Genomic DNA, 11,306 nt, shown 5'->3' with positions numbered 1-11,306 from the left:
AGGACCCGCTGATGCGCTTAGCCGATGAAGGCCTTGTAGCCCGCCTCATCCATCAGGTCGTCCAACTGCGACGCATCCGCAATCTTGATCTTGTAGATCCAGGCCTCACCTTCGGGGTCTTCGTTCAGCGCGCCGGGATTGTCGGCCAGCGCCTCGTTCACTTCCGCAATCTCGCCATCAACCGGCGCATAGAGTTCCGACGCTGCCTTGACGGATTCGATGACGCCGATCTCGCCGCCTTTTTCAAACTCGTCACCTGTTTCCTGTTGCTCGACGAAGACCACTTCACCCAGCTGTTCGGCGGCGTGTTTGGTGATGCCCAAAATGGCGGTGTCGCCCGCAACGGTCAGCCATTCATGCTCTTCGGAATAGTAGGTCGCCATATGTCTTTCTCCTGACTTCAACGCTTGTAATTCTGGGTGACGAAGGGCAGCGCCACGATCCGCGCCGGTTGCGCCTTGCCCCGGATGATAAGGTTCACGGTCTCGCCCGGCTCGCCATGACCCTTGCTCACATAGCCCATCGCAACAGGGCCGCCGACCGTGGGGCCAAAGCTGCCCGAGGTGATCTGACCGATCGGGGTGCCCTCAGCACTCTGGATTTCCACGCCCTGACGCGCAGGCGCGCGGCCATCGGGTTGGATGCCCACCAGCTTGCGGGCAGGGCCTTCGGCCAGTTCCTTCTGGATGCGCGCGGCGCCCGGAAAGCCACCCTCTTCCTTGCGGCGCTTCTGGATCGCCCAGCCAAGGCTGGCCTCGATCGGCGAGGTGCTCTGGTCGATGTCATTGCCATAGAGGCAGAGACCCGCCTCCAGCCGCAGGCTGTCGCGCGCGCCCAGACCTGCCGGTTCGCAGTCCTCATGCGCCAGGAAGGCCTTGGTGATCTCAATGGCCTTGTCCTCGGGGATCGAGATCTCATAGCCATCTTCGCCGGTGTAGCCCAGCCGCGAGATGCGGCATTCGACACCCATGATGTCGGCCAGGGTGGTCTCCATGAACTTCAGGTCCCGCGCGGCCGGGCACAGCGCACCCACCACGTCCTCGGCCTTGGGACCCTGCACCGCAACCAGCGCGCGGTCGAAAATCTCGATCACCTCAACGCCGTCGAGCTTGTCACGCATATGTGGAATGTCCTGATGCCGCAGCGCCGCGTTCACAACCACAAAATAGTGATCGCCTGCGTTCGACACGATCAGGTCATCCATGATCCCGCCATCCATATTGGTGAAAAACCCGTACCGCGCCTTGCCCGGCTTCAGCGTCGCATAGGCCTGCGGGCACAAAGCTTCCAGCTTCTCACCCACATTCTCGCCCCGCAGAACCACCTGGCCCATATGTGACACGTCAAACACCGCCGCCTTCTCACGGCATTGCTTATGCTCGCCCATAATCCCCATCGGATACTGAACAGGCATCTCCCATCCCGCAAAATCAACCAGCTTTCCACCCAACTCAACATGCAACATATGAAGAGGCGTGCGATTCAATGTGGTCATTGTCGATACCTTCCTTGTACCTCTGGGTCACGACACGGTCCCGACAGTCTGATCATCACTGCATTTTATGCAACGATTCTGCCCCGGTTTTCAGTCTTCAGACGGTGCCGGAGCAAGCCAGTATGCGGGCGCATGCATCAATAATGTTCCTATAGGAAACTTTTTTCCGTTAGGCAACACTCCTTGCATCATACCATCTGAGCAAGCCGAAACCTGCAGGCACGGCCTGAACACCAAACTAAAAAAATGAGAAATTTCACCATTAAAATCATTAATTTATCCAATTTAATCACGATTGCGCTTCGAGCATCGCGACGGCATGATCCAATACCCTGAGCCCCGCGATCAGGTCTTCCTCGGCCGTGTCTTCGGCGAAATCATGGCTGATTCCGTCAATGGACGGCACAAACAGCATAGCGACAGGCATCAGGCGAGAGACGTTGGTGGCATCGTGCAATGCCCCCGACGGCATTCTGCGCCATCCGCCCGGTGCGACCCGTTCCGCCCCACTCTCCAACGCCGCACGCAGCATCGGGTTCATGGCCACCGGTTCCAGCCCCAACATGGGGCCATGATCCAATACCATGCCCAGCTCATTCGACACGTCTTGCAAGGTGGACCGAATGATGTCCTCCATCCGTACCAGACGATCCGCGTCCCCGTCGCGCCACTGCATTGAAAACTGCACACGACCGGGCACGATGGAGGACGCGTTTGGATGCAGATCGACGCGACCTATGGTCCACACCGTTTGCGGAGTCACGACATTGCGAAACCGATCATTGATTCGGGTATTGAACAGGGACAGTGCCTGAAAGGCGTCGCGGCGCAGATGCATGGGTGTGGTTCCGGCGTGGTTCTGCTGCCCCTCGAACGAAATCTTCATATCCCGGATACCAACGATGTCGGTGACGACGCCAATCTGTTGTCCCGCCGCGTCCAATGTCGGGCCTTGTTCGATATGCATCTCGATAAATCCGCTGAAGCGCGCGGGGTCGACAAACCCCTCTGACAGATCCGCCATCAAAGCTCGGGCCGCGTCAAAGCGGATGCCGGCCCCATCGGTCAGCCCATCCGCCTGATCCAGCGGCAACCCGCCTGACCACACGGCCGACCCCGTGGTGACGCCGAACCGGCCTTCTTCATCCTGAAAACTGACGACCGAGATGGGCCTTTCGCCAGAGCGCGCGATTTCAAGCGCGGCGATCACGCCCAAAGCGCCATCCAGCCAGCCGCCTTCGGGCTGGCTGTCCGAATGCGACCCCATCAGCAGCGACTGCCCCTGGGCCAGACCGAAAAGATTGCCGACAGGATCGAAATGCGGGGACAAACCCGCCTCGGCCATCCGCCCGGCAAGCCACTTGCGCGCAGCGATATCCGCTTCGGAATAGGCCGGTCGCACAACGCCCTTTCCAACACCCGAAGCCCCAAATCCCCGCAATGTGTGCAGGTCATCTAAAAAACGCTGCTGATCAATGGTCATGGGTCCCCTCGTGGCAAGAACAACAGCGCAAACATAGCCACAAACCGGATCGGCGCGAGGATTTTTTCGGGCAGGCTGCGAACCCCTCTGGTCCCGGGGTGGAAGCTGCCCTAAGACTCCGGCGCAAGAGGGACCGACATGTCAACTATCACATTGGTGCGTCACGGGCAGGCAAACACGACGGCGCGCGACGAAATAAGCTATGACAGACTCAGCGATCTGGGCCATCAACAGGCACGCTGGCTGGGCGCGCATCTGCGCGACACCCGGAGCCACTATACCCGCGCCTATTGCGGCACCCTGACCCGCCACGCGGAAACCGCCGCCAGCATGGGGCTGTCTGACCCGGTCCGTGATGCCCGGCTGAACGAGATCGAGTATTTCACCCTTGCGCAATTGTTCGAGGAACAGCACGGCGTAAACATCCCAACGGATCGTGAAGGTTTTGTCGAACATCTGCCCAAAACATTCGAAGCCTGGTCGACCGGCAAGATCGAGAACGCCCCTGAAACCTTCCAGGACTTCGAGACCCGCGTCAGCGATGCCTTGCGCGAAATCGGAACCGGAGGTGGGCCAGCCATCGTTGTGACCTCGGGCGGGTTGATTTCGATGGTCGTGCGACAAGCGATGGGACTGGACATCCCATCAATGGCGCGGGTGGCGTTGGCGATCATGAACACGTCGCTGCACCGTTTGCACCCGATCGGTCCGCATCTCAGCCCGGTCCTGTTCAACGCTGTTCCGCATCTTGAAGCCCCTGACCGGCAGTTCGCCCAGACCCATCTGTAAGGAGACCCCGGATGCAACTTTACTATGCCCCCCGCACGATCTCGGTTGCCGTGGCGATTGCGCTGGAAGAAGCCGGACTGGAATACGAGGCAATCAAGCTCGACTTTGCCGATGGTGAGCAGACCAAGCCTGCCTACAGGCAGATCAACCCCAAGGGCCGCGTTCCGGCATTGGTTGTCGACGGGGGCATCCTGACCGAAACCGGTGCCTTGCTGGAATACGTTGCTGCCACGGCACCCGAGGCCGGCCTGGTCCCTTCGGACCCTGTCATGGCGGCGCGTATGCGCGAGGTTATGTTCTATCTTGCCTCGACCATGCATGTGAACCACGCGCACAAAATGCGCGGACACCGCTGGGCCGACAAGAAATCCAGCTGGAAAGATATGGCAGACAAGGTTGCGCAGACGATGACCGCATCTTGTGACTACATCTGTTCAAACGGGCTGCGCGGACGATTTGTGCTGGGCGACGCATTCTCGCTCGCTGATGCCTACCTGTATGTGGTCTGCAGCTGGCTGGAGGGCGATGGCGTTGACGTCTCGGCCTTTCCGAAAATCCTCACCTTCCGCGACGCGATCGAGGCGCGTCCGTCGCTTCGGGCCGTGCGCGCCGCCGGGATGATCTGACAGAAGGAAACACGATGACACATCTCTGGGTCCGGGCGGAACAACGTCCAAACGAGGAACGGGTGGGGCTGACCCCGGAAGGTGCCGCAGCACTGATTGCAGCGGGTATCCGCGTGACAGTCGAAGACAGCTCGGTTCGCGCCATTGGCATCAAGCGTTACAAGGAGGCCGGGTGTGAGATTGCACCCGAGAATTCCTGGCCGAAAGCGCCACCGCAGGCCATCATCTTTGGCCTCAAGGAACTGCCCGAAGACGCCACACCGCTGCCCCATCGCCACATCATGTTCGGCCACGCCTACAAGGGTCAGCATTCGGGCCACGCGCTGTTGCAGCGGTTCAAGGCCGGACGTGGCACACTTTATGATCTGGAATATCTGGTCGATGAAAACGGCCGCCGGGTTGCGGCGTTCGGCTATTGGGCGGGCTATGCCGGTGCCGCTGTCACGCTCAAAACCTGGGCTGCTCAACAGCGCGGCGAGCGATGCCCGCCCGTGGGCGTCTATGCGGGCAAAGAGGTCCTGAATGCCGAACTGCTGGCCGAGTTGGACGCCACAGGCGCGGCGCGGCCAAACGCGATTGTCGTAGGGGCCTTGGGCCGTGTCGGCTCGGGTGCCGCAGATTTATGCGAGGCGATGGGCGTTGTCGTCACCAAATGGGACATGGCCGAGACCGCCAGCGGTGGACCATTCCCTGAAATCCTCGACCACAACCTGTTCCTGAACTGCATCTTCGCGCGTCCCGGCACCCCGGTCTTTGTGCCGCGCGAAGCGCTGACGGCGCCGCGCAAGCTGACCGCCATCGGCGACGTGGCCTGCGACCCGGACAGCGACTACAACCCCGTTCCCGTCTACGACCGGGCAACCACGTGGGACGCCCCCGCGCTGCGCGTGGCCACCGACCCGGTGATGGATGTCATGGCCATCGACAACCTTCCGTCAATGCTGCCGGTCGAAAGCTCGGAAGACTACGCCGCGCAACTGCTGCCGTCTCTGCTGACCCTGGCCGATCTGGACAGTGGCGTCTGGGGTCGGGCAGAAGCAACTTACAAAACTCATATCGAAGGGATCTGAGCGATGACGATACACTGGTGTGGCACCGGCCTGTCGGCCATCCCCGGCCTGCGCCGCCTGATCGAAGGCGGGCACAAGGTCACCGTCTGGAACCGAACCATCGAGAAGGCCAAGGCCGAAGTCGGGGACCTGACCGACGACATCCGCGCCTTTGACATCGATGCCTTGGACGCGGTGCTGCAAAAAGGTGACGTGATCGTCTCGATGCTGCCCGGCGAATGGCACGTGCCATTGGCGGAACTGGCGATCTCGAAACAAGCCAACTTTGTTTCGTCCTCCTACATTGCGCCCGAGATGCGCGCGCTGGATGACAAAGCGCGCGAAGCAGGTGTGGCGCTGGTCAACGAGGTCGGTCTGGACCCAGGGATAGACCACCTGATGGCGCATGCTTTGATCGACGACTACCGCGCCTCGGATGCGTTCAATCCGCAAAACCACCTGAGCTTTATCTCGTATTGCGGTGGTATTCCCAAGAACCCGAACCCGTTCCGCTACAAGTTCAGCTGGTCGCCTTTTGGCGTGCTCAAAGCACTGCGCTCACCGTCGAAATCAATCCGCGACTATGCCCCATTGGACGTCGCTCGTCCGTGGGACGCGATCACCAGCTATATTGCCCCCCTGCCCGCGCCCGAAAGCTTCGAGGTCTACCCGAACCGCGACTCGCTGCCCTTCATGGCGCAGTACCATTTTGAAGACCACTGGCCGGTCAAGGAATTCGTGCGCGGCACCTTGCGCCTGAACGGCTGGGCCGACGCTTGGTCGGACGTGTTCCACGAAATCGAAACGCTGTCAGGACCCGAAGGTGACGCGCGCCTTAGGGAAATGTCCGACCAGTTCTGGGCCGAGAACGCCTATGACGAAGGCGAGCCTGACCGCGTCGTTCTGTGCGTGGGCCTGAAGGCCCAGAAAGACGGCACTGAAGTCTGGCACAAAACCTATGTCATGGACGCCTGGGGCGACGCGCGCGGTACAGCCATGGCACGTCTGGTATCGATTCCGGTTTCTCTGGCCGTCGAGGCCGTTCTGAACCGCGCCATACCGGCCGGTGTTCACGCAGCCCCCAGCGATCCGAGCCTGGTGCAGAACTGGATGAAAGAAATCGACACGCTGGCGCAGCATTTGCAGATCGTGGATCACGTCGGCTGATTTACCAACGTAAGAAGGCCATCCCAGTCTATCTGGAATGGCCTTCAGGTGTGTGTCTTTCTCATTTCTTTGTCTGGCTTTCCTTGAACCGACCCAAGCGTCAAATGTATCGCTGAATCGTGTCCTCGATATCGCTGCGGTTTATCCCCAACTCGGCCAGTTGATTGTCGCTCAGGCTGTCCAGATACTGCGCGGCGCGCACGATATCCGGGCTGATGGCCCTGATGCGCATGGCACGGTCAAACAGCAGCAATGCAGTGGCAGACGGGGTTGGCTGATGGGTTGTCGGAATTGCGTCAAACATACTGGTTACCTCGGTCTTCGAAAAACAGGTGTTGGCGTACTGTCGGCAGATCAGATTCACTGTCGAAGTGCAGCACCGTTGTAGACACTTTGGTAGGCGCGTTGCTTGATCTCGCTTCGCGGGACCCCGATATCCTCAAGCTGATGATCTGTCAGTTTTTCAAGATCTTGCACCGTGTTCAAAAAAATATGCTGTCGGAAATACTCGACTTTCTTTTCCGCGTAGTTTGAGAACAGACCTTCAAAGAGTCCATTCCGGGCTTCTACGGTATGAGTGTGGGCCATGTCTTTTCCTCCTAAATCCGATGTTCTGTTCCGTAGTGACATCAAATAAAGGAACGCAGCGTTAACAAGACAGCAGCGCCAGATTAAGGTTTCTTTAGAAGATTTGCGCGCTGTTGCGCGTCCAAAACAAGGACCGTTGTTACATCAGGTCGTTTTCCACATCCTCGGCAGATATGCCCAAAGCGTCCAGCCCGTTTTCGAGGTGGTCCGACAGGTGCGGTGTACCGATCAGATAGTCGACACAAGGCGTCGAAGCTTCGGATTTTGCGGTTGCAACGGCTTCGGCCAAATCCTCTGCAAAAAAACTCTCGCGGCCGATCCACATGATGGCGACCAGTTCGGCCTGTTCGTCTTCGCTCATGCGGTCGACAAAAGCGCGCAATTCGCCTTCGGCGCGGTTCAGTTCGCGGCCCATCATGGCCACCTGGGCGACTTTTCTTGCCGAGATTTCCAACATCTCATCAGCTCCTCGTGTTCGCGGTTCGGAACCATCAGACCCATTTCACGGAACCGAGTCTTTGATCTTACGCAAACCGACGGGTCCTATCGACGGACACGCGATACGGGATGGTCCGGTACGGGTGCGCTCCGAAACGGGCGAAAGCGTGCCTTTTTGGCCCAGAGTTTCAGCGCCTGCCACACGATCAAGGTGAAGGTCCGCCGCGCGCCAAACGGACGGCGCAGTAGGGACCAAAGGATGGTTCGGTTGGTCAGAGGCCGGCGCGGCCCCGTCAGCGTTGCGATCAGGCCGCCATCATCACGCCCGTAGTCAATCCAAACGCCGACACGGTCCGGACGGTAGTCAAATCGGAACGTATACTGGCCCTCGATCTGCTGGAACGGCGATACATGCATCAGCTTGTCGGCGACGACCCGATCAGAAGGCCCAATCACCGAGAAGTCCGGTTTGTGGCACACATAGCTGTGACGGGTGCCGAAGGTGTTCGTGACTTCGGCCACCACCGCATAAAGCCGAGCGTCGCTGTCAAAGCAGAACCAGAAGCTGACCGGGTTAAAGACATGTCCCAGAACACGTGGCTGTGTGAGCAGCATGATCCGCGCCGGTTGCGAAATGCCCATCTCGTCAAACCGCGCACGCAACCATGGGGCACCCGCACCCTGCCCCGGATCACCGCCGTGATCGGAACTGCGCCAGTTGGCAATATTCGCCTGATCGACCGAGAACAGCATCGGCGTGGTCAGATCGGCCTCGGGGTCCAGAAGAATGTAGTCGACCGAATAGCGGAACGCATTCTGGATCGCGCCTTTGCGCCCATGATAGGTGTGACCTGCAATGTGGTCGATATTTGTCATGTCGCCCTGTATCCCGCTCATGTCGTTAAACTGTTCAAATGGCGTTCTTTTCCGAAAAGGCACGTTAATACTGATACGAAATCTAGCCTGGATTGGATTATTTTGTCGCGTGAAAGTGATCCGCCTTGGGCCGCTTGTCGTAATGTGGTTATGTTTACCGAGATCAACTCCGTGACCTTGGACGAACCTGCGGCTGAACGGGCCGCCCCTCAGCCTTGGCGCGCAAAGAAACGCATCAAGGGAAGACAGGTGAACGGAACAAAAGACAGTTGCGACACCAGAACCGAGTGGGTGGACCATGTCAGGCGTATACGGGATGCGCAGGATCAGGCGGCCTTTGCCGAACTGTTCCAGCACTTCGCGCCACGTATCAAGGCGTTCCTGATGAAATCAGGGTCTGACGCCACGCTGGCCGAAGAATGCGCCCAGGAGGTGATGGCAACCTTGTGGCACAAGGCCCATCTGTTCGATCCGTCGCGGGCAACAGTGGCCACCTGGGTGTTCACCATCGCTCGGAACAAGCGCATTGACGTCCTGCGCAAGCAGCGGCGCCCCGAACCGGAACAGCTGGGATGGGGCCCCGAGGCTGAGCCGGATCAGGACGATGTCATTGCGCTGCAACAGGAAACCGCGCAGCTGCGCACCGCCATGTTGGCGTTGCCAGAGGCACAAAGAGAACTGATCGAGAAGGCGTATTTCGGAGACCTGAGTCACCGAGAGATTGCGTCTCAGACCGGGTTGCCCCTGGGAACGATTAAATCACGCATAAGGTTGGCGCTGGACCGCTTGCGCCACACGATGAACTGAGATGAGCAAGATGAGCCAGTCGATTAAACATCACCTGACGGACGAGCTGCTGATGGCCTATGCCGCAGGCACTCTGCCCGAGGCGTTTGACCTGATGGTCGCGACCCACCTGTCCCTGTGCGACCATTGCCGCGCACGGGCCGAGAGCTTTGAGGCCGTCGGTGGTCATGTTCTGGAAGAACAGCCTGACGCGATCAGCATGAGCGACGCGTCACTTGCTGCCACAATGGCTTTGATTGCCCAAGGCGCACCGACCCCCAAGCCCGCTCGCCCGGGCTGCGCCGTCCTGCCGACCCCCTTGCAGGATTACGTTGGCGGAACCGTGGACGATATCCAGTGGAAACCGATCGGCATGGGTGTGAAGCAGGCGATTCTGCCCACCACCAAAGAAGCGTCCGCCCGGCTGCTGTTCATTCCTGCGGGCGTCGCCGTTCCCGACCATGGTCACAATGGCATCGAATTGACCATGGTTCTGCAAGGCGCGTTCTCGGACGAAGTGGATCGCTTTGCGCGCGGAGACGTTGAGATTGCAGACGAAGATTTGGAACACACGCCAATCGCTGACATGTCAGCGGACTGCATTTGTTTGGCGGTCACGGATGCGCCGCTCAGGTTCAACAAGCTGATGCCCCGGCTGTTCCAGCCTTTCCTGCGCATTTGACCGCAGGTTGCCTAGGCATCGTCCGCGTGGCCTTGTCGGGGTATTCCAAATACATCCAATGTGCCGATACGGCCCCGAACTTCGATCGGGGACATGGAAGTCAGGTTGGTTTCCGGACCCGGCGGGCCTGCTGCCTCGATCAACGCGGCGGACAGGATAAGGTCCATATCCTTTGAACGCGTCAGGCTTTCCAGCCGGGCCGCGATATTCACGGTGTCGCCAAACACCGAATACTCCAAACGATCCTGGTCGCCGATCACACCAATAAAGACCTCGCCCCAATGCAGGCCGATCCCGGTGTCCAGCGTGGGCAGGTCTGACTGGCTGCGCTCTGCGCTCCAGTCGCGCATCTCGCTCCACAGTCCCAACCCACATCGCAAGCAGCGCTCGGCTGCGCGCGCGCCCTCGAAGACGATCATCACTGCATCGCCGATGAATTTGTCGATGATGCCGTTTTCCTGCCGAACCACTTTGGACACGCGGCTGCGATAGGAGGCGATAAGTTCCGACACCTGCTCGGGCGGCAGCTGCTGAGACAAGCTTGTGAAACCGCGCAGGTCTATGAAGATCAGCCCGGCCAGCTGACGCCGCCCCTCTTTCAGGGCCGACAGGCCGCTTTCACCCAGGTCATCCACCACCTGAGCCGGAAGGTATCGGGTCAGGTTTGCGCGGCGCTGCGCTTCGGTTACGGATACAAACAGAAGTGCACGCACACGACGGGCTGCAACGATCATCACGACACCCGCCAGCGCAATCATGAACAGGCGGATCAGGTTCGGCGGCGGCGACAGGAACAGCCAGATCGGGTTCGTGTTTTGCCCACGTGTCGAACCCGCATCCAAGCCCACCAAGACCAACAGCCCCAAAACAAGCACTGCGACCTGCATGGCCATGACTTTTGGATTGCCCCGCAAAACGCCAAAGGCCAGTACGACAGGAACCAACCACACAGCCGGCAAGACAAAGAGTGCATCCCCTGAAAGGCCGACATTCCGCATGCCGACCCAGACATTTACCACCAGAAACACAGCATCCGCAGCGGAAACCGGCCACGCCATCCACCCGGAAAAGCGCTGTCTGCGTGCCGCTGCCCACGTGACAAGACCCAGTGCAAAATAGGCGAACATGGTGCCCAGGGCAAAAGTCCACTGCCGCTCCAGCACGGCGTGACCCGTGTTGTGAACCGGTTGCACCGTCACCAGAAAGAAAGCGCCCAACCCAAAGGCCACCAGCATTCGCAGCAACCCGACAATACGTTCAGCGTCCTGTTCGGCCTTGCCAACCAGTTGGGTTATCTGTGGCAGCGGACTGTTTCTTGCCATGTTGC

General features: G+C 59.4%; 14 protein-coding genes. 6 read left to right on the top strand and 8 right to left on the bottom strand.

Features of this window, described 5'->3' with window-relative positions:
- Positions 1 to 17 precede the first annotated feature (17 nt).
- From gcvH to ACR0L4_RS17165, 3 genes are all read right to left on the bottom strand, one after another.
- Positions 18 to 383 (bottom strand): glycine cleavage system protein GcvH, encoded by a 366-nt coding sequence (gene gcvH, locus ACR0L4_RS17175; protein ID WP_480514331.1) that lies wholly within the window; start codon positions 381 to 383, stop codon positions 18 to 20.
- 17 nt (positions 384 to 400) lie between these two features.
- A complete protein-coding gene (gcvT, locus tag ACR0L4_RS17170) occupies positions 401 to 1,495 on the bottom strand; it encodes a glycine cleavage system aminomethyltransferase GcvT (RefSeq protein ID WP_480514330.1) in 1,095 nt (364 codons plus the stop codon).
- Between the two features lie 289 nt (positions 1,496 to 1,784).
- Positions 1,785 to 2,978 carry a Zn-dependent hydrolase gene (locus ACR0L4_RS17165; protein ID WP_480514329.1) on the bottom strand — a complete coding sequence of 398 codons (1,194 nt, stop codon included), beginning with the start codon at positions 2,976 to 2,978 and terminating at the stop codon, positions 1,785 to 1,787.
- Between the two features lie 138 nt (positions 2,979 to 3,116).
- On the opposite strand from ACR0L4_RS17165, the gene ACR0L4_RS17160 reads away from it, so the two are divergent.
- From ACR0L4_RS17160 to ACR0L4_RS17145, 4 genes are read left to right on the top strand one after another with little or no spacing between them, the layout of a single operon-like run.
- Positions 3,117 to 3,767, top strand: a complete 651-nt coding sequence (locus ACR0L4_RS17160; protein ID WP_480514328.1) for a histidine phosphatase family protein — start codon at positions 3,117 to 3,119, stop codon at positions 3,765 to 3,767.
- 11 nt (positions 3,768 to 3,778) lie between these two features.
- Positions 3,779 to 4,393, top strand: a complete 615-nt coding sequence (locus ACR0L4_RS17155; RefSeq protein WP_480514327.1) for a glutathione S-transferase family protein — start codon at positions 3,779 to 3,781, stop codon at positions 4,391 to 4,393.
- Between the two features lie 14 nt (positions 4,394 to 4,407).
- Positions 4,408 to 5,463, top strand: a complete 1,056-nt coding sequence (locus ACR0L4_RS17150; protein ID WP_480514326.1) for a saccharopine dehydrogenase — start codon at positions 4,408 to 4,410, stop codon at positions 5,461 to 5,463.
- 3 nt (positions 5,464 to 5,466) lie between these two features.
- On the top strand, positions 5,467 to 6,609 hold the full coding sequence (locus tag ACR0L4_RS17145) for a saccharopine dehydrogenase family protein (RefSeq protein WP_480514325.1): 1,143 nt from the start codon (positions 5,467 to 5,469) through the stop codon (positions 6,607 to 6,609).
- Between the two features lie 100 nt (positions 6,610 to 6,709).
- Here the strand turns inward: ACR0L4_RS17145 and ACR0L4_RS17140 are convergent, their stop codons facing one another.
- The 4 genes from ACR0L4_RS17140 to ACR0L4_RS17125 all read right to left on the bottom strand — a co-directional run bounded on the left by ACR0L4_RS17140 (position 6,710) and on the right by ACR0L4_RS17125 (position 8,511).
- Positions 6,710 to 6,913 carry a DUF1127 domain-containing protein gene (locus ACR0L4_RS17140; protein WP_170751470.1) on the bottom strand — a complete coding sequence of 68 codons (204 nt, stop codon included), beginning with the start codon at positions 6,911 to 6,913 and terminating at the stop codon, positions 6,710 to 6,712.
- 56 nt (positions 6,914 to 6,969) lie between these two features.
- Positions 6,970 to 7,197: a YjiS-like domain-containing protein gene (locus ACR0L4_RS17135; RefSeq protein ID WP_170751468.1), complete on the bottom strand. Its 228-nt coding sequence runs from the start codon at positions 7,195 to 7,197 to the stop codon at positions 6,970 to 6,972.
- A 139-nt stretch (positions 7,198 to 7,336) separates the two neighbouring features.
- Entirely contained in the window at positions 7,337 to 7,654 is a 318-nt protein-coding gene (locus ACR0L4_RS17130; protein ID WP_170751466.1) for a DUF3775 domain-containing protein, read from the bottom strand.
- An 86-nt stretch (positions 7,655 to 7,740) separates the two neighbouring features.
- Positions 7,741 to 8,511 (bottom strand): DUF1365 domain-containing protein, encoded by a 771-nt coding sequence (locus ACR0L4_RS17125; protein ID WP_480514324.1) that lies wholly within the window; start codon positions 8,509 to 8,511, stop codon positions 7,741 to 7,743.
- Positions 8,512 to 8,760: 249 nt separating this feature from the next.
- Between ACR0L4_RS17125 and ACR0L4_RS17120 the strand changes: the two genes are divergently transcribed.
- Together ACR0L4_RS17120 and ACR0L4_RS17115 are read left to right on the top strand one after the other, a co-directional pair.
- The gene (locus ACR0L4_RS17120; protein WP_480514372.1) at positions 8,761 to 9,318 is read left to right on the top strand and encodes a sigma-70 family RNA polymerase sigma factor; all 558 of its coding nucleotides are present in this window, start codon (positions 8,761 to 8,763) and stop codon (positions 9,316 to 9,318) included.
- 10 nt (positions 9,319 to 9,328) lie between these two features.
- On the top strand, positions 9,329 to 9,979 hold the full coding sequence (locus ACR0L4_RS17115; protein ID WP_480514323.1) for a ChrR family anti-sigma-E factor: 651 nt from the start codon (positions 9,329 to 9,331) through the stop codon (positions 9,977 to 9,979).
- A gap of 11 nt (positions 9,980 to 9,990) precedes the next feature.
- Here ACR0L4_RS17115 and ACR0L4_RS17110 read toward each other — a convergent pair whose 3' ends face one another.
- Complete coding sequence (locus ACR0L4_RS17110; protein WP_480514322.1) at positions 9,991 to 11,301, bottom strand: adenylate/guanylate cyclase domain-containing protein; 1,311 nt, start codon at positions 11,299 to 11,301, stop codon at positions 9,991 to 9,993.
- Positions 11,302 to 11,306: the final 5 nt, after the last annotated feature.

The organism is Ruegeria sp. AB5, from assembly GCF_056542645.1.
This window is presented reverse-complemented; position numbering and strand designations above follow the sequence as displayed.

Bases quoted from the DNA above. Each gene is read 5' to 3' on its own strand.
- gcvT (WP_480514330.1), bottom strand. From the start codon at position 1,495: ATGACCACATTGAATCGCACGCCTCTTCATATGTTGCATGTTGAGTTG.
- ACR0L4_RS17110 (WP_480514322.1), bottom strand. From the start codon at position 11,301: ATGGCAAGAAACAGTCCGCTGCCACAGATAACCCAACTGGTTGGCAAG.
- ACR0L4_RS17115 (WP_480514323.1), top strand. From the start codon at position 9,329: ATGAGCCAGTCGATTAAACATCACCTGACGGACGAGCTGCTGATGGCC.
- gcvH (WP_480514331.1), bottom strand. From the start codon at position 383: ATGGCGACCTACTATTCCGAAGAGCATGAATGGCTGACCGTTGCGGGC.
- ACR0L4_RS17130 (WP_170751466.1), bottom strand. From the start codon at position 7,654: ATGTTGGAAATCTCGGCAAGAAAAGTCGCCCAGGTGGCCATGATGGGC.
- ACR0L4_RS17125 (WP_480514324.1), bottom strand. From the start codon at position 8,511: ATGACAAATATCGACCACATTGCAGGTCACACCTATCATGGGCGCAAA.
- ACR0L4_RS17135 (WP_170751468.1), bottom strand. From the start codon at position 7,197: ATGGCCCACACTCATACCGTAGAAGCCCGGAATGGACTCTTTGAAGGT.
- ACR0L4_RS17140 (WP_170751470.1), bottom strand. From the start codon at position 6,913: ATGTTTGACGCAATTCCGACAACCCATCAGCCAACCCCGTCTGCCACT.
- ACR0L4_RS17160 (WP_480514328.1), top strand. From the start codon at position 3,117: ATGTCAACTATCACATTGGTGCGTCACGGGCAGGCAAACACGACGGCG.
- ACR0L4_RS17150 (WP_480514326.1), top strand. From the start codon at position 4,408: ATGACACATCTCTGGGTCCGGGCGGAACAACGTCCAAACGAGGAACGG.
- ACR0L4_RS17145 (WP_480514325.1), top strand. From the start codon at position 5,467: ATGACGATACACTGGTGTGGCACCGGCCTGTCGGCCATCCCCGGCCTG.
- ACR0L4_RS17165 (WP_480514329.1), bottom strand. From the start codon at position 2,978: ATGACCATTGATCAGCAGCGTTTTTTAGATGACCTGCACACATTGCGG.
- ACR0L4_RS17155 (WP_480514327.1), top strand. From the start codon at position 3,779: ATGCAACTTTACTATGCCCCCCGCACGATCTCGGTTGCCGTGGCGATT.